We start from the raw sequence: 23666 nt of genomic DNA on the forward strand, positions 1-23666 counted from the left end.
GATCGGGACGCTGAGCGGGCAATCGACATCCCCGTGCGGGGACGCGGAATACGCAGTACAGGCGCTCACCTGTGCGGCGCTTTGCTCACGATGGAGCCAAAGAGGCACTAATTGACGGCAGTGGCCCTAACATGACGCGTGTGACCGGGGATTCCAGGAAGCAGCAGAGCCGGCCGACCGTGCAGGACGTCGCCCGGGAGGCAGGCGTCTCGCCGTCGACTGTGTCGCGCGCCCTGCATACCCGGGGCTACGCCTCACCAGAGGTCCGCGAACGTGTCCAGGCGGCCGCCCAGCGGCTCGGCTACGTGCCGAACCACATGGCCCGCAACCTGCGCAGCCGCACGTCGACCGCGATCGGGGTGCTGATCTCCGATCTGCGCAACCCGTTCTACGCCGATCTGGCCGCCGGGATCGAGGAGGTGCTCCGGTTCGAGGGGCACCAGATGATCCTGGTGAACGACAACGGCGACCCCGAAGAGGAGATGCACGCCGCGGAGACGCTGCTGGCGATGCAGGTCGCCGGGGTGATCGTGACGCCGGTCGCGGCGGCCTGCCCGAAGATGCTGCAGGACAACGGGATCCACGTGGTCTCGGCCGACCGGCAGCTCGGGCGCGGCGGCGACGCGGTGCTGAGCGACAACAAGGCCGGCGCGCGGGAGCTGACCGAGCACCTGCTCGGGCTCGGCCACGAGCGGATCGGCCTGCTGATCGACGAGACCAAGTGGTCGACCGGGGCGGGCCGGCTGGCCGGGTTCCGGGCGGCGTACGAGGACGCCGGGCTGGAGCTGGACGAGGACCTGATCGTCTTCACCAGCTTCGACGCCGAGGCGGCCAAGCAGACCACCCGCGAGCTGCTCGACGAGCAGCACGTGACCGCGATCCTGTCGGCCAACAACGTGCTCGCCCAGGGCGCATTGGCCGAATTGAAGCGCCGGAGACTCCGGATACCGAACAAAATCAGCCTCGCCGCATATGACGACGTGCCGTGGATGTCGTTGGTCCAACCCGCGATTACGACGGTGGATCAGCACACTGTGGATCTGGGTCGTAGCTCTGCGCAACTATTACTGGCCAGAATCAGGGACGAACTGCCCGCCCGGCGGCGAATCGTGCGAGTTGCGCCACGTCTTGTTGTCCGTGGATCCACCGGACCCGCTCCCAGAAACTGAATTTCTGGCGTACCACCGGCACATGACACAACTCTATGTAGACCGGGTCATCGCCAGGCAGCTCGAGCGTCACACCGAGGTCGCCGAGGCGATGCACAGCCAGCTGGACGCGATCCAAGCGATCGCCGACGAGCTCATCCGCCGACTGGACACCGGCGGAGTGCTCTACACCTACGGCAACGGCGGATCCGCTGCCGACGCACAGCACCTGGTCGGTGAACTCATCGGCCGCTACCTCAGGGAACGGCGGCCGCTGCCCGCCGTAGCCCTGGTCGGGGACGCGGCCGTGACCAGTTGCATCGCGAACGACTACGGCTACGACGACGTGTTCTCCCGCCAGGTCCAGGCGCTCGTCCGGCCGGGAGACATGGTCGTCGGCTTCAGCACCTCCGGTACCTCTCCGACCGTGGTCAAGGGGCTGGAGGCGGCCCGAAACGCCGGAGCCTGCTCGGTGGCCTTCACCTCGCGACGCGGGATCGGGCTGGCTGCGGCGGCCGACCTCGCGCTCGTAGTACCGGCCGAGGAGACGGCCAGGATCCAGGAGATGCACCTGCTGGCCCTGCACATGGTCAGCGAACTCGTCGACCAGTGGGCCGCCGCCTACTGATCGACCGCCCCACCCATCCGCCCACTACCCGCCAGCGCCTTCGCGGCGGCCTGCTCGCACAGGCCGTCGCGAAGGCGCCGGCCCGTCTTGTACGCCGTACTGCAATCTTCGATCACGTCACCATTGCGCGGTTCGAACAGTTGATGCGATAGCGTCCTGTGTCCGGTGAAGGCTTTGACGAAGGAATGAGAATGGCTGAGAGCGCCAAGATCATCGTGGTGGTGCCGACCTACAACGAGCGGGAGAACCTGCCCGTCCTGGCGGCGCTGCTGTCCGACCTGAAGCTGCCCGGGCTGCAGATGCTGGTCGTCGACGACAACTCCCCCGACGGCACCGGCGACGTCGCCGACGAGCTGGCCAAGGCCGCGCCGACGGAGGTCTCCGTCCTACACCGGACCGAGAAGGACGGCCTCGGCCGCGCCTACATCGCCGGTATCAGCCGGGCGCTGGACGAGAACGCCGACATCGTGATCCAGATGGACGCCGACCTGTCCCACCCCGCCTCGGTGATCCCGACCATGGTCGAGATCCTGCAGACCACCGACGCCGCCGTGGTGATCGGTTCGCGGTACGTCGAGGGTGGCGAGGCCGCGGCCGAGTGGGCCTGGCACCGGCGGCTGCTGTCGGCGTTCGCGAACGTCTACGTGAACACGATCCTGCGCCTGCACGTGAAGGACGCCACGGCCGGCTTCAAGGCCTGGAAGGCGGACACCCTGCGCGCGATCGACGTGTCGACGATCCAGAGCAACGGGTACTCGTTCCAGGTCGAGATGAACTACCGCGCGGTGCGGCAGGGGCGGCGGATCGCGGAGACGCCGATCCGGTTCGAGGAGCGCACGGTCGGCGCCTCGAAGATGAGCATCAAGGTGCAGCTGGAGTCGGCGCTGATGCCGTGGAAGCTGCTCTTCAAGCGCTCCTGAGTACTTCGTCGTCGCAGCCGCTCGGCCTTGGGTCGGGCGGCTTGTTGGTGTGCGCGGGCGTACTGGCGTACTGGAGTGCTGTGCCTGCGTGCTGCGTGCCGACTGATCAGCCGTAGCCGAGCTCGTGCAGGCGGGCATCGTCGATGCCGAAGTGGTGCGCGATCTCGTGCACCACGGTGATGTGCACCTCCTCGACGACGTCCTCGACCGTCTCGCAGATCCGCAGCGTCGGGTTGCGGTAGATCGTGATCCGGTCGGGCAGTACACCGCCGTAGTAGTGCCCGCGCTCGGTCAGCGGGATGCCCTCGTAGATCCCGAGCAGATGCGGATCGCTGTCCGGCGCGTCGTCCTCGACGAACACCGCCACGTTGTCGATCAACGCCGCCAACTCTCCCGGCACCTGATCCAGCGCCTCGGACACCAGCACCTCGAAATCCGCCCGGCTCATCTCGATCACCCCGCCAGCCTAGTGACGCGTTCCACACCGCTTCAGATCGTCGCCTTGCCGACCCCCACCAGCGCTGCCATCCCGAAGCACCGGCTCCCTGTTCACTCTGCCGGCTCCCCTCTCGCTGCCTCTCTCGCTGCCTCTCCCGCCGCCTCCCCCCACTGCCTCCCCGCGGCCGCCTCCGCGCCTGCAGCGGCCATCGCGCCGCCCAACTGCCCCCATCGTCGAGCAACTCCTCCCCAGGCTCCCTACGGCCCGTCCAGCGCCTCCTGAGGCCCCCGTCGAATGCCCTCCCCGCCCTCGCCATCCCGACCGTGTCCTCCATCACCAGAACTCGTTTTGGACCTCGGCCCGTCCTCCTCTATGCTTACCGATGTCCCCGGAGCTTCGGCTCCCGCGGTCCGAGTCCCCATCGTCTAGTGGCCTAGGACGCTGCCCTTTCAAGGCGGTAACGCGGGTTCGAATCCCGTTGGGGATACGGTCAAAAGGCCGTTGTAATAAAGGCTCGAATGATGGTGTAGCATCATCGAGTTGCTAGGCCCAGTAGCGCAGTTGGTTAGCGTGCCGCCCTGTCACGGCGGAGGTCGCGGGTTCGAGTCCCGTCTGGGTCGCCAGGAGAGTGGCGGCGGGTGTCCACACACCGCCGCCATTTATCTCTCCCGGTCAGGTAGCTCAGCTGGTAGAGCGTCCGCCTGAAAAGCGGAAGGTCGGCGGTTCGAGACCGCCCCTGACCACCCTTCGACATCAACCCTCTCCGCCCACCGGAGAGGGTTTTCTTCTTCCCACGCGACCTCCGCGGCCAGCTTCCGTCGCTCCGCTCCTCCAGCCGTCCGCTACGCCCGCTCCCGCCCACCCTCCGGCTCCGCCGGCACCTTGCTGGCTGCCGCCGGAAGTACCGGCTCCCCCGGCCTTTGGGGGCTGTCGCTGCGGTGACGGGCTGTCGCCCGACTTTGCGCTGTCGTGCGGTGGCCACCGGTCCCTGTAGCAATTGGGCTCTGCTCACGTCATCGAATCGTGGCCGGTCCTTGCTAGGCGTTGTCGGCTGACGGCCGCGACACCCACAGCCACAGGCGGCCCGCTCTTTGCTCGCCTCATGGATTGTCTGTGCGACTACTGTCGGTCGGCTCGGCGGGATGTGGGGGAACTCGCTGCGCGGAGGGTCTCGGATGCAGGATTCCGACCGGGGTCGGGCCGTTCACACCGCCCGGACCTGTGTGTTTCACTGTCGCTCGGTCACGCCTCGACGAGGAGGTTCGAGAATGTTGCGCAAGGGCATACGTCACGTTGCTGCCATCGCGGCGAGTGTTGTACTCGGGTTCGGGTTGATCGTCGTTCCTGGGCCAGCGTCTCTTCCCCGTGCTCACGCTGATGGGGGCAGCTACTTCGATTCTTGCTTATACGACTGGCTTACCTGTGGGACTGGCGAAGAGGTCGACCTCACGTCTGACCAGGTTCGCGCACGCACTGACCTTTGTCTGTGGGACAACAACGGCGGCAGTCACCCGAACGCTGCAGTGTGCATCAAGCGGGACGGGGACGTGGTCTTCGTGCGGGACACTGACAGCGACGGCAGGTCAGCACTCGGGCAGATCGGCTTCACTGTCGACAACATCTATGTCTGCAGGAACGCGCACGGGTTCGGGACATGGGCGCGATGCGACTTCCAGTGGCCGGAGAACAATGCTCGCCTCCGCACGATGGACTGCGATTTCGACAACGCGCCGATCAACTTCGGGTCGTCCGAATGCACCACGTCAGAGCGCTACATCGAATTCTTGGGGTAACACGGGACCGTCTCGCTGGCGCAGGTCTGCACCGAACCTCAAGAATGGTTCTGACGGTAAGGGACCGGGCGGTTCGGCTGCTCCTGCCGGGTATCGCCTGACTCGGTGGCGGATGCGCGCTCGTAGTTGGTGAGGACTGCGAACACCTTCGGAGCCTCGTAGAGGCGGGAGCGCTGCTGATTGCCGACCGGCTGCCAGGGCACGTTCGGCATCGACGATGTCCGCCGCGAGTTCGGCACTGAAGTCCAACGCAAGGGCGCTGAGCAGGTCAGGCACTTAAGTCCAGGTTATCTACCTAACCTGGACTTAGAGCGATGTTAGTCCAGGTTAGCTCCGCAGCTGAGGAGATCTTGCGACGAGGATGTCGCCTCCGAGGTCGGCATTCAGGGGGCGGACCGCCGAACTCACCTCAGATCAGTTGCTGTGTCGAAGGTTGAGGGCTGAACCTCTCGTAGCTGGCGGAGGAGGTCTTCGCCGGATTGTCTGCCGTTTGGGAACTGGTCGCCGTGTTCCCAGCGCCAGGATGCGACCATCGCGAGGACTAGTTGTCGGCAGTTGGTCAGTAAGTCCTGGTCGACGTTCGGGTAGTAGGCGCAGACCTCTTCGGGGGCGTGGGCTAGGTCGAACTCGATTGGGCCGCGGCAGCAGGTTTCGAGGTCGATGAGCAGTGGGCCGTTCTTCGTGCTGAGGATGTTGCCTGGATGTGGTTCGCCGTGGAGGAGTTGGTCGGGGCCACCGCGGTTCTCGATAGCTTGTCGCAGGCTGGCCAGCCTGTGCCTGAGGAACTGGCGGTCTGCCTCGGCAAGGTCTGGCGAACGATCGGGGGTGGCGATGACTTCTTGTGCTTCGGTGATTCGGTCTGTGAAGTGTGGGGTTGCTACGTCGAGCTTGCGCATGCCGGCGTGTAGTTGTTGGAGGGCCTGGGCGTAGTCGGCTGGGGCGACGTGAGGGGTTGTGGGCTCGTAGTAGGTCCATAGGGTTATTGCGAAGCCGTCGCGCGTGTAGACGAGTGGGGCTACGCGGGGGTCCAGGGCTCCTACCGGGGATCCGGTCTTGGCTAGCTGTTGGGCGAGGGCGACTTCGAGTTCGGCGACCTCTTGGCCCACGAAGGCGACTCGGGCTAGGACGTCGCATGGCGTCAGCCGCAGGGCCAGTTTGTTCGAGTTGTGGAGGACGATGGCGTCGTTGGCCGGCAGGTCCAGCGATGTGGCGAGCGAGGTTGCGGCGGTGATGGCACGGGTAACGTCGGGCAGCTCCATGATTTGGCGAGGCTACCTTCGCGATCTTGTTCGGTCCCCCTAATTTTCTTCTTGCCGACTACTTCGCGCCTTCAGCAGGGCTGGTGGGTGGCTTTGTAGCCCTTGGGGGCCTTGTCTATCAGGAGGGTTGGGGGTTGGCCGCTGAGGTACTTGCCGACGGTCCACTGGGTGCAGGTTTGGCCTTGGGGGCCGTCGATGGCGTTTTGGTTGCTGGTGAAGGTGAGCTCGGCCAGCAATCGGCCGTCGGTTGTTGGGTTGAGGCTCTGCAGGGTGACCGCGGAGTTGACGGTGGAGCGGAAGCCGGTGGCGAACTCTGAGCTGGTCAGGAGTTTCTGGGCCGCGCGGGTCTGCTGGGCCTGGTAGGTGACGTAGTCGTGGTTGTTGATCGCCGTGAAGTAGGTGGTCAGCAGCTCGACGACAGCGGAGGCGTTGGGATCTTGAGCTGCTTCGCCTGAGACGGAGACCAATTCGTTGCCCAGGGCGGGTTCGGGGGTCGGAGTGGGGTCAGGAGGTGGTTCGGTTGTCTCGTCCGGGGGTGACCAGGTTTCGGTGGGGTACACGGGCTCCTGGGTGTATATCGGTGCCTGCGTGACAACGTAGCCGCCACTCAAGTCCTGGTCGCCAGTCGGACGACGGCTGGCGAGGGCGTTGCCTGTCATGGCGTTCGCCACGACGATTCCGAGGACCACGATGACGGCGAGGATCATCGTCACCCCGACGAACCAGCTTGCGTCGTGGCCGGGTGGGGCCTCGGTTCTTCGGGTCGGTCGCGATTCTTCGAAGCCGGCCTCGCAGCGTGAGCAGAAGTGGGCCTTCTCCGTGCGGCTGCTGCCGCAGGTGGTGCAGTGTTCAGACATCAGTTCGTCCCCCCGGACAGTTACAGGATCGCGCTGACCGCCTGCTGGACCGCAGTCACCGCGCCGCCGATCGAGGCGATCGACTTGGCTCCGGACGCGATCAGGTCCAGCAAGCGGAGTACCGATCTCTTGTTCGGTACTTCCTTCGCCAGCTCGTATTCGGCGTCCTCGGCCATCTCGATGGCCTGGTCCGGCGGCTCCGGATGGGCGCGGAGCAACTCGAGAAGCCGTGCCATCTCGGTCCGGGCGTTGGCGAGCGAGTCGGTCGCTACCGCCGAGATGTTCGTCGCCGTCGCCTTGTTACCGGCCGCCATGGCGCCGGCCGATACGTCCGCGCCCCCGTGAATCTCGATTCCGTAGTTCTTCTGCATCAGTACTCAGTTCCTTCCGACCGCTTCGTTGACGCTCTGCCTGGCCGCGTTGGCGACTTTGGAGATGACGGACGTCGCTCGGGCCCCCGGTCCGGCGGCGATGCTGCCCGCCGTGACGGAGCCGCCGCCGGCGACGTACACGCCGTTGTTCAGGACCATCGTCTGGCGCTGGGTCAGCTCGGCCGTGTCGATCCCCTTGGCCTCGAGGAACTCGGTGAGGGACTGGAACAGCCGCTTGTCGATCACCTTCGTGTACCAGGCATGGTCGAGCTTCTGGAAGTACCGCTGGTAGAACCGATCGGCAACTATCTCGCGCGGACTGGCCGGCGCACCGTAGTCGAACCGGAGCGCGGTGAGGATCTCGCGCTGTTGCCTGATCTTCTGCAGCTCGGCCATCGCGGGGCCCATGAGATGGGCGACCGTCGCGATCGGAGCACGGAAGACGTGCCCTGGCGTACGGCGCAGTGCTCGCCCACCGATCCGCACTGCCTGCCCCGCAGTGGGTTGTGGCAGCAGACGGTCGACCTCCTGGAATTCCTCCCGCACCGGCGTGAGCAGGCAATGGCTGGCCTCGACGAACAGCTCGCGTGGTGTCACGACGAAGCGCAGGAAGGTCGAGAGGACCAGTTGCCCCTGCCAGCCACTGACCTGGATGCACAGGTAAGGGCGGGCGCGGTCCTCGGGCTCGATCGCCAGGCTGCGCAGCAGTGCCCGATCGATCGTCGCCGCTGGAGCAGCCAGTTGATTGGGCAGGAACCGGAGGTCCTCCCGGATGTCGCGACCATCGACGAAGACGCGATCCGTGATCGTGACATCCCCGGTCCGCAGGTCGCGCAACTGCTCGCGGACGAAGTCGTGGACCTCCAGCGCGGTGAAGGATTCGACCTCTTCCCCCGCTGCCGCCTTGTCGGTGTCGAGCACGAACGACCAGGCGTCAACGACAGATCCATTTCCGACGAAGGGCCTGTACGCACTGTAGACCCGGACGTTGCCGCGCCTGGCGTCTTTGATCTGACCCAGTCGCCGGACGGCCTCGGGCTCGCTCGGTTGCGGCAACGCGTCCGGCCGGAACCGTTCCGGATGCAGCTCGTGTGCGACCACGCCGTACGTCGCTACCAGCGTCTCGCCGACGACGACCACCCAGCAGAGCGCGAGCGCTATCACGAAGAAGAGTGGCCGCCCGGTGTACAGGCTCCAGATCATTCCGAACACGAGCAGGGTCAGCAGAACATCGCGGATGAACTGGCGTTTCCGGGCCGCGATGGCGTGCAGGACCACGGGAACCAGGTCGACATCGGGCGATGACGGCGGCGCCTTGTACTCCTCGTCCATGATGTCGCGGACGACACGGCCGGCCAGCTTGCTGTCGAGCTGAACCGCGGCGCAGAGATAGCGGGTGGCATCGGATGGTGGCAACGTTGCCGGATCGTGTTCGGCGAGTGGAAGCGACACTCCGCACGTGCCGCAGTAGGTGGCTCGGACTCGATTTGCCGAACCACAGGAATGACAGTCCCTCATGGTGAATCCCCCCAACCGGAGCGACGGTACGGCGATCAACTCGCCAGGTCCAGGGGTCGGGCAGGACGGATGATATTGACACCCGGAGCAGGAGCGGTCGTCGCGGACTTACACTCAAGCGCTCCGATGAACCCGTCACTCGTCGAAACAGGGGCTGATGGCAACGACCCGTCTCGCTCATCATTTCGTCGTGGTCTTCGCCAGTTACGCTCGGGGGCGCGGATGCTAAATCCTGGTGCGGTTGGCGATTGGTCGTGGTTATGGTCCGGTCATGGCGGCGACCGAGGATGACAGCGATGCGTTGCGGGTGATTTCGATCGAGGGTGGTGTTGTCACCAGGCCTGCCAACGCTTGGACGCCTGCTGTGCATGGGTTTTTGCGGTACTTGCGGCGGCAGGGGGTGATGTGTGTGCCGGAGCCGATTGGGATTGTGGGGGATGTTGAGCGGCTGGTGGTTATTGAGGGGGATGCGGGCGGGGGCTGTTGGGAGCATCAGCATTCCGAGGCGGGGGTGAGGTCTGCGGGGCGGTTGTTGCGGAGGGTTCATGATGCGTCTGTGGGGTGGGAGCCGCCGCAGGGTGCGGTGTTCTGTGCGCCTGAGGTGGTGAGTGAGGCCGAGATGGTGTGGTGTCACGGGGATGTTGGGCCTTGGAACATGGCGTGGGTTGGGGACGAGGCTGTGGGGTTGTTCGATTGGGACTTCTTGCATCGTGGGCCTCGGGTTGATGACGTTGCTTATGCGCTTCAGTGGTTTGCGCCGGCGCGTAGTGATGAGCATGCGTTGAAGTGGCATCACTTTCCGGCGGTGCCTGATCGGGCTGCTCGGGTACGGGCCTTCTTGGAGGCTTATGGCGAGTTGCCGGCGTTTGATGTCGGTGAGGCGATCGCCAGCAGGATGGAGATGACCATGGCGCTGGAGTTGTCGCTGGCCGAGGCGGGCGTTGAGCCGCAGAGGACCTGGGTTGCTGAGGGCAGTCAGGTGCGGGGTGCTGCCGAGGTGCGGTGGGTACGCGAGAACGCCAGGCTGTTGACGCCCTGACACCGCGCGACGCTCGGCTCTTGCTGGTGGGGTCAGTGGGCGCGCAGACTCGGAGTGACCGTGGGGAGGCGGTGTGGACGAGTCAGGGGCGCTTCGGCGTGCGGGGTGGGCGGGGGCGGCTTCGGTTGTGCTGCTCGTGGTTGCGGTGGCGCTTTGCTACCTGGTGGGAGTCGACGACGCGAGTATGTCGGACTCGGACATTCTCGAGAGGCTTAATGACGACGGGCGGCAGGCTGCGGCCGGCATCGGGGTGCCTGTGCTCGCTGCGGGGGTTGCGCTGCTGCTCTGGTTCGCTACTGGTTTGCGGCGGGTGCTGGATCGGCTTTCTGGGGCGATCCGCTGGCGCACGCGATCGTGCCGGCTGCGGCGATGTTCGGTGGGCTGATGATTACCGGGGTTTCGCTTGACGTGGGGAACGCGTTCGCGGCTTGGTCGGACGAGTTCACGGCTGATCCGAACACTGTCCGATCGCTTGGCATGGCCGGCCAAGTGCTTGCGCTCACAGGGCTGGTCGGCTGCGGTGTGGTGGTCGCTGTCACGACACGGATCGCTCAGCGGACGCATGCCTTGCCGAGGTGGGCGGTGTGGGTGTCGTACGCCGTCGTCGTGCTGTGCATGGCCGGCTTCTGGAGCGGGGGGATGGCGTCTGTGGCCTTTGCGCTGTGGATGATCGGCGCTGTCGTAGCTGTACTTCGCTCGGCACGGCAGACGCCACCGGTTGGGGTGCCCCGGGCAACGCAATGAGCGGCAGGGCTGGAATGCACTCCAGTTCTCGCCGTTGACCACGCGATTCAGCTGGTCTCGCGATCAGTACCACTGGGAGCGTCCCGGAGCGGGGAGTGACGGAGGAGCGAGCGGCGAAGGGCGCGTGGGCCCTTCGCCGCTGTCCGGTCGTTAGTGGTACATCGGTAGGGAGGTGCGGAGGGGGGTCGTTGCCTTGGTGGATTTGGCGGTGGCCTTTGCGGCGGCCGCGGCCGGCTCGGGGGCCGGGACCGGGTCGCATTGGAGGTCGGAGCGGTTGCCGGGTTTGCGGGTTGGCAGGGCTCCGGTTTGGAGGTAGGCGACGATTCGGTCGTCGGTGCAAGCTACGCCGGAGAGGGAGCCTGCGTGGGTGGTGCCGCCTACGCCTTCGATCAGGGCGGAGTGCGGGAAGATCTTGCGGGTTTGGATGGCTCCGGAGTACGGGGTGGCTGCGTCCAGGGTTTCGTTGATCAGGAGGAGGCTCTTGACCTTGCGGCCGTCGATCTTGACGGGGCGGCCGGCCTTGGCGGCCCAGTAGGCGCAGGGGGCGTTGAACCAGGCGTTGCCCCAGGTCAGGAACGGGGCCTGGGCGTAGGTGCGCCAGTTGTCGATGCGGACCTTGTTCGCGTTGGTGGGCCACTGGGTGTCGGTGCACTGGACGCCCAGGTAGACGGCGTAACCGTTGTCGTCGAAGGGCGGGCCGCCGTAGAGCTCGACCAGCGGTGCGGCGTTACGGTCGTGGACCCAGGCAGCGAAGGCGTCGGCGACGTCGACCCAGCCGTACACGTAGTACCCGGCCTGGGTGAAGATGTCGTTCCACTCGTCGGGGCCGATCTTGCCGTCGGCGGGATGGCCGATGAGCTTGTGGAGTTCGGAGTAGTAGCGGCGCTCGACGACGGCTTCGGTCTTGCCGAGGTGCCAGGTCGAGTCGTGCGCTGCGACGTACGCGAAGAACACCTTGATGCTCTTGTTGAAGGCGACGTCCTGGTCGAGGTTGGCCTGGTACCAGACCCGCCGCGCGTCGACGACGCCGTCGAAGATGACCCGGCGCAGATGCGACGGGTAGAGGGTGCCGTACACCTGGCCGAGGTACGTGCCGTACGAGAATCCGTAGTAGTTGATCTGCGGCGCGCCGAGCGCCTTGCGGATGCTCTCCATGTCCTGCGCCGAGTCGGTGGTCTTCAGGTGGCCGAGCAGCGCGTGCTGGTTGGCGTCGCAGGCCTTCGCGTAGGCCTTGGAGCGCTTGATCCAGGTCTGCTCGATCTTCGGGGTGATCGGCACGTAGTACGGACGGTTGTACCCGGCAACATCCGGGATGCAGCTCAGCGCGGGCTTGCTCGCGCCGACGCCGCGGGGGTCGAAGCCGATCCAGTCGTAGGAGTCACCGGCGCCGGCCGGGACGAAGTCGCCGAAGATCGCGTAGATCAGGCCGGAACCGCCCGGGCCACCCGGGTTCACCAGCATCGGGCCCTGCGCCTGCGCGTCGGGCGTCTTGTGCTTCACCCGGGACACCGCGAGCTGGATCTTCGTGCCGTTCGGACGGCTGTAGTCGAGCGGTACGGTGACGAAACCGCATTGCGCACCGGCATTCACCAGGCGCGGAATCGTGCAGGCGCCCCATTGCACGGGTGGCGGCGTATAGCCGGCCGGGGCAGGTGGCGACGCCGGCACGGCGGTCGCGGCGGGGATCGATACCACCCCGGCGACCAATGCGGACGACACTGTGGCAGCAACAACCAAACGTCGGATTCTCATGAATTCCTCCCGAGAGGCATCCTGAACCCGCAGCAGGCAAAGAAACAAGGGGGCTCGCCTATCCGCCCAGCCAACCAAGGGTAATCATTGACGGCGGCCCCTTTGGGCAGGGTTTCAGCGAATGCGGTGGCCGCGGAGTACGACGGCAGTCGGCGAAGCCAGAATTTCCGCGTCATCTCGCGGATCGGCGTCGTACGTGACGAGGTCGTCGCCCCCGGTCAGGCCGAGGAAGTCGATGGCCGACGTCGTGGCAGCCTCCAGCGCTTGGGTCACGGTCAGGCCGTGTTTGGCGAGCTGGTCGACCTCGCCGGCGACGGTCCCGACCATGTCGGAGCCAGCGAGCACCTGTACGCCGTACCGCCGGGCAACCGGCAGCAACGCGGTCAGCCGCTCGTCGAGCGCCCGGCGCTTCTCGACTCGTTCTGGCTCGTCATCCGGGTTGGGCGGGCCGTAGGCGGTGATCGTCGGCGTCCAGGCCCCACCGCGAGCACCGAGTACTTCGAGATCCTCCGCGGTGATCACCGTGCCGTGCTCGACCGAGTCGACGCCCAGCCGGATCAGCTCCCCGACGAACTCGCTTTGGGTGTGAGCCGCCACCCGGGCACCCCGCGCATGCACGGCCGCGATCAGCTGCCCGACAGCGTCGACCTCGTAGTTGGGAGTCATCGGGCTGCCCCGGAGCGGCCCGTCCGGCCCGACAGGCGGGAAGTCGCCGACCAGCTTGATCCAAGTGGCTCCGGCGTCGAGCTCGGCCTCGACCGTGGCCAGCAGATGCTCGGCGGGCACCGGTTCGTACAGGCCTGGGAAGTAGCCGCCTTCCGGTGCGACGAACCGCCCGGCGGCGAGGACGAGTGGCCGTCCGTCCTCAGGCCCGGCGGCGAGCTTGAGCGTGACCGAGCGATCGCCGCCAACATCCCGTACTGCCCGCACACCCGCCTGCCCGAGATCCTCGAGCATCGCCCGGGCGGCCGCTTCGTCGAGCGGGACCGGACCGCGTTCGGTGATCCCGACGGTCAGATGACAGTGCGAATCCACCAGCCCGGGCAGGATGAACCGGCCCGGCAGCGGCTCCGGATCACCGGTCCCGGCCTCGACATGGACCTGCTCCCCGGCCGGCAGACCGACCCCGTCGAACACCCAGCGCGTCATACCCGGCATCCTCCGTGATCACAGGTTCAAGGCCCGCGATTCTCGCTCTGAGAGTTCACCGAAGGTCGGCGCGAAATTCACCGCTGAAGGACAGGTTCAGGGGTATGACTTCACGACTCTTCTTCCGCCGGCGCACCCGGATCGCCGTCGCTATCGGCGCCGCTGCCGCCGTGGTGGGCACCGGCACTGTCGCGACCCAGGCCGCTGGGTGGCCGGCCAATCCGTCGCACGACTTCCGGGTCGTCGCCGACGGGTTCTCCGGGCATGGCCGGGTGAACGGCAATGTGCTGCGGAACGACCGCGGTGCGACAGCGGTCGTGCGGCATACCGATCCGGCCAACGGGACGGTGACGGTGGACGCGGACGGGACGTTCGCGTATGTGCCCAAGGACGGGTTCACGGGCGTGGACACCTTCTCCTACACGGCTTCCGACGCGGTGCAGCTGTTCAGGAATGCCGCGTCGAACGGGGAGCCGTTGGCGCCGCGGGCGGAGGTCGCCGGGCCGGGTGGGACGACTACGGAGATCTCGGGGGCTGGTTATGGGTCGGCGCTTACCGCAGTACCGGGTAAGACGGGTTCCTTCTACGGGCTGACCGACCGTGGGCCGAACGCGGATGCGCCGGATGGCAACAAGTCGGAGATGCTGCTCGACTTCGTTCCGCAGATCGGCAAGTTCAAGCTGGTGGACGGCAAGGCACGGCTGCAGAGCGTGGTCACGTTGAAGGGGCCGAAGAGCCTCGGCGGGGTGCCGTACAGCGGGCGGCCGCCGCACGACACCAGCGAGGTGATCGACGACGTCAACGCGACCAACGCCAACGGCGGTGCGCCCGTGCCGGTCGCTCGCGATCCTTATGGGTATGACTCCGAAGGGCTCATCGCGCTGCCAGACGGGACGTTCTGGGTGTCGGACGAGTACGGGCCGTACGTCACGCATTTCGATGCCAAGGGCTACGAGTTGGGCCGGCTCACGCCGTACCGGAACAGCGTCGACAACGCGTCGCACAAGATCATCGGGTACTTGCCGGCCGAGCTCGCGTTTCGCGCCAAGAACAAGGGGATGGAGGGGCTGACGGTCACGCCTGATGGGTCGACGCTGGTGGGCGTGATGCAGTCCGCGCTGCAGCAGCCGGACCTCGGCACGGTCAAGCCGGGCAACGTCTCGCCGAGTCGCATCGTGACGATCGACCTGCGGACGTACGAGACCAAGCAGTACTTGTACCTGCTCGACGATCCGAAGGCGACGGGTGCGGCGAGCAGCGAGATCACTGCGCTGACGAACACGAAGTTCCTGGTGGATGAGCGGGATGGGAACTTCGAGCCCTTTGCGCTGAAGAGCCTCAATGCTGTGGATATCAACGGGGCAACGGATGTCAGCGGGCTGACGATTGGTGGGAAGTCGCCGGAGGCGTTCGTCGGGCAGGCCGGGACGAATGCGGCGCTCGCGGCGCTGACCGGGGCCGGCGTACAGGTTGCACTGAAGCAGCCGGTGGTCAACGTCGGGACGCTGGTGAGCCAGCTCGATCCGACCGGCAAGTTCTTCGGCCACGACAAGGTCGAGGGCGTTGCGACCACGGATGGCGGGCGCACGCTGTACCTGTCCAACGACGACGACTTCGGCATCGACACCATCGCGGTTGACCCGGATGGCAAGTGGACGGTGCGTCAGAAGACTCTGCCGCCGACGGGCAAGGCTGACAACGCGGAGATCCTGAAGGTCGACACGACCAAGCTGCCGGCCGTCCTGAAGACCGTGACGGTCACGATCCACGTGCGCTGATCTGTTGCCGGGCCTGTTCGCGCCGGCCCGGCATGGCAGCCTTTTGCGCATGATCGATGATGACGCGAAGGAGTTCCTGCACGGCGAACTGCGCGATCTGCGGGCGGCGGTGGTGTGGAAGCTGGACGGGTTGTCTGAGTACGACGTACGCCGGCCGCTGACGACGACGGGGACCAATCTGCTGGGGCTGGTCAAGCATTTGGCGCTCTGCGAGTCGCGGTAGTTCGGAGAGGTCTTCGGCCGGCCGTTCCCGGAAGCGTTGCCGCGATGGGACGACTTGGCTGCCCGTGGAACTGACATGTGGGCGGCGGCGGACGAGACGCGTCACGAGATCGTGGGGCGGTACCGGCGTACGTGGGAGCTTGCGGAGACCGGCCGGCAGGCTGGGGATGCCGACATCTTGCGCGAGCAGCTCGATGGGTCGGTCGGGACGATCCCGGCCCGGGCGAAGTCGCAGCCTTCCCCGGCGTTCTGGGACGCCAGGCGGTCGGAGATCGAGCGGATCGCCAAGGCGGCATCCGCCACGGAATGACAAAAGCTGCAATTCGATGGTGGCGAGAGGTGGGGGCGCGTAGCGTTCGGGCGTTGCGGTGGGGTTTTCACTAGGGGTGGGGATTGTCGTGAATCTAGATTTCGGGCTCGACCCGGTGTTCTCGTGGTACGTCGTACTGCTGTGCATCAGCGGTGTGGTGATGGTGGGGATGGCGGCGGTGAAGTCGGCCGACCAGTCGCCCGGGTCGCGGGCGCTGAGTGTGCTGGCCGGTCTCGCCTTCCTCGGCTACGGCATCTACCTCGGCTTCATCTTCGACGGCGGCAGCTACATGATGTTCTTCCAGGCCTTCATCCTGCCGGCGCTCCTGGTCGTCAACTTCATCCGCTCGGTAGTCGCCAAGCCGACTCCCCCACAGCCCTACCAGGGCGCCCACGCCCAGCAATACCAGACCATCCCGCAGCAACAGCCCTACCCCAACACCCCGCCCCAGCCGTCGCCCTACGGCCAGGCCCAACCCACCGCCGCCACGCACGCCGGTGAGCCCACCCAGCCGTACCCCGGCCAGCCCTACCCCGGCCAGCCGCAGCCCGGCCCGGGCTCCTCACAGCTGAACTGAGTGCTTAGACCGTCTTGGTCATGACGCAGTGGTTTTTGCCCTTGGGGCGGATGTAGGTGAAGCCTTCGGCTTCGAAGAGGGTGCGGGTGACGCTGTAGAGGAAGGATGCGGTGATTTGCTTGCCGCCGGTGTCTTGGGGGTAGGCCTCTACTACTCCGCCGCCGGCTTGGGCTATCAGGTCTAAAGCGCCGCGGAGGGCGACGCCGGCGACGCCTTGTTTGCGGTATCGGCGGTCAACGAAGAAGCAGGTCAGGCGGTAGTCGGGTGGCGTGACCAGTTTGGCGTCGTATTCCTTGCGGTGGTTGATGTTCGGCAGCTCGGCCGGTGGGCCGTACTCGCACCAGCCGACCGCCTCATCGCCGTCGAAGACCAGTGCCGCATGCGCCCGGCCCTCCTCGACCAGGCGGCGTTTGAGGGCGCGGTTGTCCTCCGCGTCGTAGGTCTTCTCGTCGGTCGTCGTGTGGAAGAACGTGCACCAGCACCCGCCCCACACCCCGTTGTGCCGCTCCGCGAGATCCGCGAACGCGTCCCAGGTCTCGGGCGTGAGCGCCCGTGTCGTGAGGTCCTCCAACGCCACCGCGATCTTCGCCATGATTCAGCGTAGGACGGTCCACGGACGATTTCCGTCCGGATATCCGCCGGTGAGCCGCGCCGCCGCGCCGCGATGATTGACCGGGACCCCGGCCGTCGGCGAGGATATGGGTCCGGCGCGGTCCGCGCCTCACCTTCGTCGACCGGCCCCAGCCTGGTCCGCTGAGAAGGCAAAGGGATCTCTGGTCTCGGGCCGCTCGTCCTGGTCTCTTGCCTCGGGCGGGATCGCTGGGGGATCGCGTGCGAGTGCGTGGAAGGCCAGATGACAGCGCACAGGAACTTCAAGCGACGGGTTCGTGCCCGCGCCGCCAAAACGGGCGAGTCCTACACGGCTGCCCTCCGGCACTTCCGTCCGACTCCATCAGGAGAAACGATGCCGGAAACCCCCAGCAGCCTGCGGATCGCCGTCGCCCAGTCGACGGTCCGGGTTGATCCCACCGATGCCGACGGGCTGCGCGCGAGCGCGGCCGAAGTACGCGGCCTGATGAAAGAGGCGGCCCACCACGGGGCCCGCCTGGTGCACTTCACCGAGGGAGCGCTCTGCTTCCCCAGCAAGGTGATCATGTCCGAGCTCGGCCCCGACGAGATCGGCCCGTCCGACTGGACCAAGGCCGAGTGGGCTGTACTGACGGAAGAGCTCGACCAGATCGCCAAGCTGTCAGGTGAACTCGGGATCTGGACGGTACTCCCGTCCGTACACCAGTTGCCCGAGCCGGCGCGTCCGCACAGCAGCATGTACGTCGTGTCCGACCACGGCAAGATCGTCAGCCGGTACGACGAACGCATGCTGTCGACCACCAAGGCCACCTGGATGTACACCGCGGGCGACAAGCCGGTGACCTTCGAGGTCGACGGATACCGGTTCGGGCTCGCTTGCGGGCTCGACGTGCTGTTCGCCGAACTGTTCACGGAGTACGACCGGCTCGAGGTCGACGGTGTACTGGTCTCCTACGCCAGCACGGGTGTCGATCGCAACGAGCACATCGGCGTACAGGCTCGCGGGCACGCCGTCAGCAACACCTACTGGGTCAGCCTCGCCGTCCCCGCCAGCCCAGGCGCCGGCATCAACTCAGGCATCTCCGACCCGACCGGCACCTGGACAGCGGAGGGCCCTGCGGACAGTACGCCGGGAATCGCGCTCACCGATCTCCACCGCGCCGAGCTGATCCAGGTCGGCCGCGACTTCCGCCGCAAGACCCGGGACCGCATCAACTCCTGAGCAACGTCGCCCCCACCCGCACTCACCATGGGGGTGGGGGCGCAGTCTTCGATGTCATCAGATCTGGTGACGACTGCGACGGCGCCGGTCGGACAGAGTGAGGGGCACGGACCGCAGCTCGAGGAGGAAGCAGATGGGCAAGGTAGTGGCACAGGCGAACATGTCGCTGGACGGGTACGTCGCCAAGCCGGACAACAGCATCGGGCGGTTGTTCGACTGGCTGCAGAACGGCGAGGTCGAGATGCCGACTCCGGCCGGCGACTTCGCCATCCACCTCACCCCGCAAAGCGCGGAACACCTGCGGCAGTGGACGTCCTCGCTCGGCGCACTGGTCTGCGGGCGAACGCTTTTCGACGTTGCCGCGGGCTGGCAGGGACGGCACACGTTGGACGTGCCCGTCGTGGTGGTGACACATCAGGCGCCCACGGAGTGGGTCGACGCTCACCCCGACGCGCCGTTCACCTTCGCCACCGACGGGGTGGAAGCCGCGATCGCCCGGGCGCAGGAGCTCGCCGGCGACAAGGTGGTCGCCGTAGCCGGCGGGACCATCGCCCGGCAGTGCCTGGAACTGGGTTTGCTCGACGAGATAGCCATCGACCTCGTCCCGGTGGTGGTGGGCGAGGGCAACCGTCCCTTCTTCGGCAAACTCTCCTCGGACTTCGCGCTCGACAACCCGACCACCTGCATCCAGGGTGATCGGGTCACCCACCTCGTTTTCCCTGTATCCCGGTGAGGCTCGCGGCCGGGGTGCTGACGCCGCACGCCGCACCCGGACCTGAAGTCGAGATCCCCGAGATGGCGTCGGCGCAGGTCGACGTGGTGGTCGCTCGGGTATCGCCACCCGATGGCACCACCACGCCTCCTTCTGCGGCCGCGGACCTCCGTGCGCTGGCGACTCCTTCAGCACTACAGCCGGCGATTGAGTCGCTCCTCGATGCGTCGGTCGATGTGATCGCCTACGCATCGACCACCTCCGGATACGCGATCGGGCACGCGGCCGAGGCCGAGTTGGCCAGACGGCTCCGGCGGCTGTCCGGCGTACCGGTTGTCACGAGTGGGCTCGCCGCGGTGCAGGCGTTGAAGGCGTTCGGCGTACGCCGGGTCGCGCTGATCCATCCACCGTGGTTCGAGGACGAGATGGCCGACCTCGGCACCGAGTACTTCCGCGCTCAAGAACTCGACGCCGTCACCCTGACAGCGACCTCGCTCCCCACGGACCCGGCACAGGTGCGACCCGGGCAAGTGATCGAGTACGTCAGCAGTCAGGTGGACGCATCGACCGACGCGATCTTCTTCGCCGGCAACGGCTTCCGCGCCGCGGCCACGATCGAAGAACTCGAACGCCGCACCGGCCAACTCGTCCTGGCAGCAAACCAGGTGCTGCTCTGGTCACTCCTGATTGCCACCGGATCAGGCCTTCGGGTCGACGGCTACGGAAGCCTGTTCGATTCGCGCCTCAGCCGCAGATCGCCTTGTCTGTAAAGGCGTTGACCGCAGTATCTGGGTCGCCGCGGAAGTTCGGCGTCAGCGCGATCGAGACCTGATGCCGGCCATCCGCGGTGGAGAAGGACCAGGCGTTGTAGGCGAGGGCGTCGCCGTCGTTGCCGTAGACGCGCAGGCCGCAGGTGGTGGTTTTCCAGGAGAGGCCCAGGCCGTAGTTGCGGGTTGGGGTGCCAGGAGTCTCCATCTCCTTCAGCAGGTGCTTGGGGAGAAGGCGACCGGCTAGCAGGGCGGCGAAGAAGCGGTTGAGGTCTTTGGTCGTCGAGATCATGTCGCCGCTTGCGCCGAACAGCGTCGGGTTCAGTTCGGTGTAGTCGATGTAGTGGGTGAGGCTCAGGTCGGTCGGCACGTAGCCGTGCGGATGCGGGCCGGGGATCCACGGTGACGTCCCTGGTACGGAGGTCCCGTGCAAGCCGAGCGGCCGGATCAGGCGACGGTCGATTTCCTTCGCGTACGTCCGTCCCGTCACCTTCTGGATGACCTGTCCGAGCAGGAGGTAGCCCGTGTTCGAGTACGCGTACTCCGAACCCGGCACCTCCGACGTCGGCGGGTGGGCCAGCGCCTGGCTGATCTGCTCCGAAGCGGTCCACGTCCGCCACCGGCCGGCGAAGAACTCCGCGGAAGGCGGCATCGCGAGCGTCTTCACGTAGTCGTACAACCCACTGGTGTGGTTGAGCAACTGCCGCAAGGTGATGCTCCGCCCATTGGGAACGACCCCCGGCAGCCACCGCTCCACCGAGTCATCCAGCCGCACCAGTCCCTCATCGACGAGTTGCAGCAGCACAGTGGCGACAAACGTCTTGGTGATACTCCCCGCCCGAAACCGCCCGTCAACGGGCACCGGCCGCGGTGTCCCCATCACCGCAACCCCACTGGTCCCCCGCCACACCCCGTCCTCATCCCGTACCTCCGCCAACACCCCCACCGCCGTACCAGCCGCCACCTCATCCAGCTCCCGCTGCAATCCCTCCCGTTCAACCCCACCAGCACGAGCACCGGTCGCACCAACCGGAGCAGCCACTGCACCAGCCGGCGCCGCACTCACCGCCAGAGCCGCCAGAACCGCCACCCCAGCCACCGACATCCGAAGCGTTCGCTTCATCCCGATCTCCCATCCGTCAAGCAACCACCCTGCTCGGCGGAACTGTCGGGCACATCCGGGGAACACCCACTCCGCCCCCCGGAGACCGATGAGGGACTCGCTAGGGTCGTGGCGGACGGCCGAGCTCGGATAGTTCCCGGGAACTAGGCTGACCGGCGTGACCACACCACCGGCGATCAAGTCCGTACTTCGCTCCAGCCTGATGCAGTGGGGGCATCGCGGGCTGCGGCTCTGGTGGCGACTGCGCAAGCCCACCACTTTCGGGGTCAAGGCCTTGCTGATCCATCCCGACGATGCCGGGAGATGCTTGGTGGTGAGGCACTCGTACGTGGATCAGGACCGGTGGGGGCTGCCCGGAGGTGGCTACAACCCGAAGCGGGAGACCGCCCAGGAAGCAGCGGTCCGCGAGGTTGCCGAGGAGCTCGCGCTGACGATCCACCAGCCACCGACCGTGCTCCATGCCCTGACCACCGAGCTCGAGGGAAAGGTCGACAACCTCACGATCGTCACCGCGAGACCGACCGCCGCGGAGTTCACGCTGAATGCGGAGCTGATCGAAGCCAGATGGGTCGGCATCGATCTCAGCGACCTCCCGCCCGGCGCCCCGATCTCACGCTGGCTGAAGCTGGCCAGGTCAGCTGTGGTCGGCGAAGAAGGCACAGCAGACGGTCACCGCGAGGATCGCGGTGATCAGGATCAGCGCCGTCGCGACGAAGACAGCGAGCAGACCGGCCACGGAAGCGAGCGTCAACCCGGCGGGAACCGTTAGCCAGAAGGCGTTTCCACTCGCGCGGGTGAAGCCACGGGTGAAGGCCGCCGCCACGAGCAGTCCGCTGGTACCGACCGCGGCGAGCACCAGCGTGACCAGTGGATGTCCGCCGAACGTAGCCACCGAGCAAGCTGCTCCGCCGCATCCCGAAGCACTGTCCATGATGGCGAGCAGTTCGACGCAACAGAAGATTCCGACAGCCAGCAGCAGCCACAAAGCCACCGTCGTACGCCGGGCCAGTGCGACCAGGCGCCGCTCGCGTGGCGGCCTGGCGTAGATGAAGTCCGACAAAGCCTCGTGCGGCGCGTGGTCGACGGAGACGGTCGGTCGAGGTGGCAGAACAGCAAGTTGGGCCATGGCGCGCTCCTCGGTCGAGGGTGCAGCCTTTCCCGGTAGAGACGCTGCCCCTGACCCCTATTGCACGTCAATCTCTACTCATTCACTGCACAACGATGCCCGGACGGCATCGCCTGGTCAGCAGACGGTCAGCGATTCGCGTGCGCGGCGGCGAGTTCCGCGACCAGAAGGTCCGCGGGGCCTTGTGTGGTTGACCATTCGGGACCAGTAGCAGACGGCTCGGTCAACGCGACCAGCTCCGACAAGGTCGGCCCGCCCAGGAACAACGGCTGTCCTGAGCCGGCCGGAGCCAGGTCGTCGACCAGCTGCGTCAGCCGCCGTTTGCGCGCCAGCTGATCCCCGGTGAGCCGCGTCTCGGCCGCCATCGATCGCCACTCGGACAGTACGGACACCGACCGCAGCGAACGCAACAAGTCGTCATCGGTGTCGGCGATGACCGGCGCCCGATCGCTGTCCGCCACGAAGACGTCGGCCCGCACGTTCTCCGGAGCAGCCCCACGCAGCGGTACTACGCGAGCGAACACCGGAGCATCAGCCCCCAACTGGTCGGCCTCGTCACCGGTCACCAGGTTCAACAGCGCAGGCTGATGCACCTTGCCCGAGCTGCGATCCACCAGTCGCACCAAGAGCCGATCCGTCACGACAGCCGACGGCAAAGGCGAACAGAACGCGGGAACCGTGACGAGGACCGCCGGCTCCCGATCCTCGTAGACCGTCTCCATCCGGATCTCGGTGACCGATGCGCCGTCACCGACGACCCGGGCCGGCAGCTGGCGCGGATCCACCGTGCTGGTGAAGACCGTCCCGCTCGTCGCCGCCTCGTCCCGCAGACCGTACTGCGCCGCGCTGCAGGCATGGTCGCTCGCACATCGCCTGGCGATCGGCGCTCGATCCTTGAGTCCGGCCCAGGCTCTCGCCACCAACGCGAGCTCCTTCTCCGGCCCGTCGACGCCTTCACGCCGGAGCGCCGCGTAGCCGGTGGTGAGCCGCCGCAGGCCGGAGTACAGCTCCATCGGCAACGGCGCTGCCGAGTCGGCGAGCGACGACAACTTGCTGGTCAGTCCACTCGCGGCGAACCGCGCGGCCGTCAAAGCCTCACCGAGGAAGCGATCCCGCAGCGGACCCGGCCTGAAGGTCTTCGCCGCACGACCCCGGGCGATCGCGCGCTCCGCGTTCACCAAGGTCTGGTCGAGGTCGAGATGCAGCCATCGGTCGAGCGCGTCGATGACGGCGACCCGGAGCCAGGGACTGGTCGGCGCGAGGGTGACGGTCACCTCGTCCTCGCGCGAAAGCCGGTCCGACGAGAGCAGCTCGGCGCGCATCCGGGCCAAGCGCCAGCTGGCGTCCCGCCCGATCAAGGCGGCCAGCAAGGCGGGATCGGCTCGCTCCCACTCGGCGATGGAGATCGAATGCCATCGTTGCGGGCGGGCCAGGTCTACCTCGACGGTGATGCCGGTCCCGAGCTCGGTCGGCCAGCACAGATCGCCGGGATCCGGCGCGCTCACGTGGATCTCAGGGGAGGCGTCCTGCACCGTGCAGTCCGGCGCGGTCACGAAGGCGAACATGGGTCGACCTCACTTTCACGCGCCAACCGAGGCGGTACCCACCGTCGCCGGCCGGATGC

25 protein-coding genes and 3 tRNA genes are annotated in these 23666 nt (G+C 66.6%); 16 read left to right on the forward strand and 12 right to left on the reverse strand.

The window, feature by feature from the left end:
• Window positions 1-131: 131 nt before the first annotated feature.
• Both ABD116_RS17610 and ABD116_RS17615 read left to right on the forward strand, forming a co-directional pair.
• Complete coding sequence (locus ABD116_RS17610; RefSeq protein WP_343970705.1) at window positions 132-1169, forward strand: LacI family DNA-binding transcriptional regulator; 1038 nt, start codon at window positions 132-134, stop codon at window positions 1167-1169.
• Between the two features lie 22 nt (window positions 1170-1191).
• On the forward strand, window positions 1192-1776 hold the full coding sequence (locus ABD116_RS17615) for a D-sedoheptulose-7-phosphate isomerase (protein ID WP_343970708.1): 585 nt from the start codon (window positions 1192-1194) through the stop codon (window positions 1774-1776).
• Here ABD116_RS17615 and ABD116_RS17620 read toward each other — a convergent pair.
• Window positions 1770-1892: a hypothetical protein gene (locus tag ABD116_RS17620; RefSeq protein WP_343970711.1), complete on the reverse strand. Its 123-nt coding sequence runs from the start codon at window positions 1890-1892 to the stop codon at window positions 1770-1772. The genes ABD116_RS17615 and ABD116_RS17620 overlap by 7 nt on opposite strands.
• Window positions 1893-1967: 75 nt before the next feature.
• Here ABD116_RS17620 and ABD116_RS17625 point away from each other — a divergent pair, with 75 nt between their 5' ends.
• Window positions 1968-2696: a polyprenol monophosphomannose synthase gene (locus tag ABD116_RS17625; RefSeq protein WP_343970714.1), complete on the forward strand. Its 729-nt coding sequence runs from the start codon at window positions 1968-1970 to the stop codon at window positions 2694-2696.
• 106 nt (window positions 2697-2802) lie between these two features.
• On the opposite strand, the gene ABD116_RS17630 is transcribed toward ABD116_RS17625, so the two are convergent.
• A complete protein-coding gene (locus ABD116_RS17630) occupies window positions 2803-3153 on the reverse strand; it encodes a metallopeptidase family protein (RefSeq protein ID WP_343970717.1) in 351 nt (116 codons plus the stop codon).
• Window positions 3154-3549: 396 nt separating this feature from the next.
• Here ABD116_RS17630 and ABD116_RS17635 point away from each other — a divergent pair.
• The 4 genes from ABD116_RS17635 to ABD116_RS17650 all read left to right on the forward strand — a co-directional run bounded on the left by ABD116_RS17635 (window position 3550) and on the right by ABD116_RS17650 (window position 4928).
• Window positions 3550-3622: transfer RNA gene (locus ABD116_RS17635), tRNA-Glu, on the forward strand.
• A gap of 59 nt (window positions 3623-3681) precedes the next feature.
• Window positions 3682-3758 (forward strand) — tRNA-Asp (locus tag ABD116_RS17640).
• A 47-nt stretch (window positions 3759-3805) separates the two neighbouring features.
• Window positions 3806-3878: transfer RNA gene (locus ABD116_RS17645), tRNA-Phe, on the forward strand.
• 813 nt (window positions 3879-4691) lie between these two features.
• The gene (locus ABD116_RS17650; protein ID WP_343970720.1) at window positions 4692-4928 is read left to right on the forward strand and encodes a hypothetical protein; all 237 of its coding nucleotides are present in this window, start codon (window positions 4692-4694) and stop codon (window positions 4926-4928) included.
• 38 nt (window positions 4929-4966) lie between these two features.
• Here the strand turns inward: ABD116_RS17650 and ABD116_RS17655 are convergent, their stop codons facing one another.
• The 5 genes from ABD116_RS17655 to ABD116_RS17675 all read right to left on the reverse strand — a co-directional run bounded on the left by ABD116_RS17655 (window position 4967) and on the right by ABD116_RS17675 (window position 8867).
• Window positions 4967-5140, reverse strand: a complete 174-nt coding sequence (locus ABD116_RS17655) for a hypothetical protein (RefSeq protein WP_343970723.1) — start codon at window positions 5138-5140, stop codon at window positions 4967-4969.
• 192 nt (window positions 5141-5332) lie between these two features.
• Window positions 5333-6187, reverse strand: a complete 855-nt coding sequence (locus ABD116_RS17660; RefSeq protein WP_343970726.1) for a phosphotransferase — start codon at window positions 6185-6187, stop codon at window positions 5333-5335.
• Window positions 6188-6258: 71 nt separating this feature from the next.
• Complete coding sequence (locus tag ABD116_RS17665) at window positions 6259-7044, reverse strand: hypothetical protein (protein WP_343970729.1); 786 nt, start codon at window positions 7042-7044, stop codon at window positions 6259-6261.
• Window positions 7045-7064: 20 nt separating this feature from the next.
• Window positions 7065-7415, reverse strand: coding sequence for a hypothetical protein (locus tag ABD116_RS17670; RefSeq protein ID WP_343970732.1), 351 nt, complete (start codon window positions 7413-7415; stop codon window positions 7065-7067).
• Between the two features lie 6 nt (window positions 7416-7421).
• On the reverse strand, window positions 7422-8867 hold the full coding sequence (locus ABD116_RS17675; protein ID WP_343970735.1) for a hypothetical protein: 1446 nt from the start codon (window positions 8865-8867) through the stop codon (window positions 7422-7424).
• Window positions 8868-9204: 337 nt separating this feature from the next.
• Here ABD116_RS17675 and ABD116_RS17680 point away from each other — a divergent pair, with 337 nt between their 5' ends.
• Window positions 9205-9972, forward strand: coding sequence for a phosphotransferase (locus ABD116_RS17680; RefSeq protein ID WP_343970738.1), 768 nt, complete (start codon window positions 9205-9207; stop codon window positions 9970-9972).
• Between the two features lie 894 nt (window positions 9973-10866).
• Here ABD116_RS17680 and ABD116_RS17685 read toward each other — a convergent pair.
• Both ABD116_RS17685 and ABD116_RS17690 read right to left on the reverse strand, forming a co-directional pair.
• Complete coding sequence (locus tag ABD116_RS17685) at window positions 10867-12468, reverse strand: alpha/beta fold hydrolase (protein ID WP_343970741.1); 1602 nt, start codon at window positions 12466-12468, stop codon at window positions 10867-10869.
• 114 nt (window positions 12469-12582) lie between these two features.
• A complete protein-coding gene (locus ABD116_RS17690) occupies window positions 12583-13617 on the reverse strand; it encodes an amidohydrolase family protein (RefSeq protein WP_343970744.1) in 1035 nt (344 codons plus the stop codon).
• 104 nt (window positions 13618-13721) lie between these two features.
• On the opposite strand from ABD116_RS17690, the gene ABD116_RS17695 reads away from it, so the two are divergent.
• The 4 genes from ABD116_RS17695 to ABD116_RS17710 all read left to right on the forward strand — a co-directional run bounded on the left by ABD116_RS17695 (window position 13722) and on the right by ABD116_RS17710 (window position 16504).
• Window positions 13722-15395 (forward strand): esterase-like activity of phytase family protein, encoded by a 1674-nt coding sequence (locus tag ABD116_RS17695; protein ID WP_343970747.1) that lies wholly within the window; start codon window positions 13722-13724, stop codon window positions 15393-15395.
• 49 nt (window positions 15396-15444) lie between these two features.
• Window positions 15445-15618: a mycothiol transferase gene (locus tag ABD116_RS17700; RefSeq protein ID WP_343970750.1), complete on the forward strand. Its 174-nt coding sequence runs from the start codon at window positions 15445-15447 to the stop codon at window positions 15616-15618.
• A gap of 75 nt (window positions 15619-15693) precedes the next feature.
• Entirely contained in the window at window positions 15694-15927 is a 234-nt protein-coding gene (locus tag ABD116_RS17705; protein ID WP_343970753.1) for a hypothetical protein, read from the forward strand.
• 88 nt (window positions 15928-16015) lie between these two features.
• Complete coding sequence (locus tag ABD116_RS17710; RefSeq protein WP_343970756.1) at window positions 16016-16504, forward strand: hypothetical protein; 489 nt, start codon at window positions 16016-16018, stop codon at window positions 16502-16504.
• A 4-nt stretch (window positions 16505-16508) separates the two neighbouring features.
• On the opposite strand, the gene ABD116_RS17715 is transcribed toward ABD116_RS17710, so the two are convergent.
• Window positions 16509-17096, reverse strand: a complete 588-nt coding sequence (locus ABD116_RS17715; protein ID WP_343970759.1) for a GNAT family N-acetyltransferase — start codon at window positions 17094-17096, stop codon at window positions 16509-16511.
• A 372-nt stretch (window positions 17097-17468) separates the two neighbouring features.
• On the opposite strand from ABD116_RS17715, the gene ABD116_RS17720 reads away from it, so the two are divergent.
• The 3 genes from ABD116_RS17720 (at window position 17469) to ABD116_RS17730 (ending at window position 19796) form a co-directional block, all read left to right on the forward strand.
• Complete coding sequence (locus tag ABD116_RS17720) at window positions 17469-18314, forward strand: carbon-nitrogen hydrolase family protein (protein ID WP_343970762.1); 846 nt, start codon at window positions 17469-17471, stop codon at window positions 18312-18314.
• A gap of 133 nt (window positions 18315-18447) precedes the next feature.
• A complete protein-coding gene (locus ABD116_RS17725; RefSeq protein WP_343970765.1) occupies window positions 18448-19047 on the forward strand; it encodes a dihydrofolate reductase family protein in 600 nt (199 codons plus the stop codon).
• Complete coding sequence (locus ABD116_RS17730; protein ID WP_343970768.1) at window positions 19044-19796, forward strand: maleate cis-trans isomerase family protein; 753 nt, start codon at window positions 19044-19046, stop codon at window positions 19794-19796. Before ABD116_RS17725 ends, ABD116_RS17730 begins: the two co-directional genes overlap by 4 nt.
• Here ABD116_RS17730 and ABD116_RS17735 read toward each other — a convergent pair.
• A complete protein-coding gene (locus ABD116_RS17735; RefSeq protein WP_343970770.1) occupies window positions 19771-20916 on the reverse strand; it encodes a serine hydrolase domain-containing protein in 1146 nt (381 codons plus the stop codon). The genes ABD116_RS17730 and ABD116_RS17735 overlap by 26 nt on opposite strands.
• Before the next feature lie 157 nt (window positions 20917-21073).
• Here ABD116_RS17735 and ABD116_RS17740 point away from each other — a divergent pair, with 157 nt between their 5' ends.
• On the forward strand, window positions 21074-21685 hold the full coding sequence (locus tag ABD116_RS17740) for an NUDIX domain-containing protein (RefSeq protein ID WP_343970772.1): 612 nt from the start codon (window positions 21074-21076) through the stop codon (window positions 21683-21685).
• Between the two features lie 485 nt (window positions 21686-22170).
• On the opposite strand, the gene ABD116_RS17745 is transcribed toward ABD116_RS17740, so the two are convergent.
• Window positions 22171-23607, reverse strand: coding sequence for a hypothetical protein (locus ABD116_RS17745; RefSeq protein ID WP_343970774.1), 1437 nt, complete (start codon window positions 23605-23607; stop codon window positions 22171-22173).
• Window positions 23608-23666 lie beyond the last annotated feature (59 nt).

Source organism: Kribbella koreensis (assembly GCF_039525325.1).
GTDB classification, from domain to species: Bacteria; Actinomycetota; Actinomycetes; order Propionibacteriales; family Kribbellaceae; genus Kribbella; species Kribbella koreensis.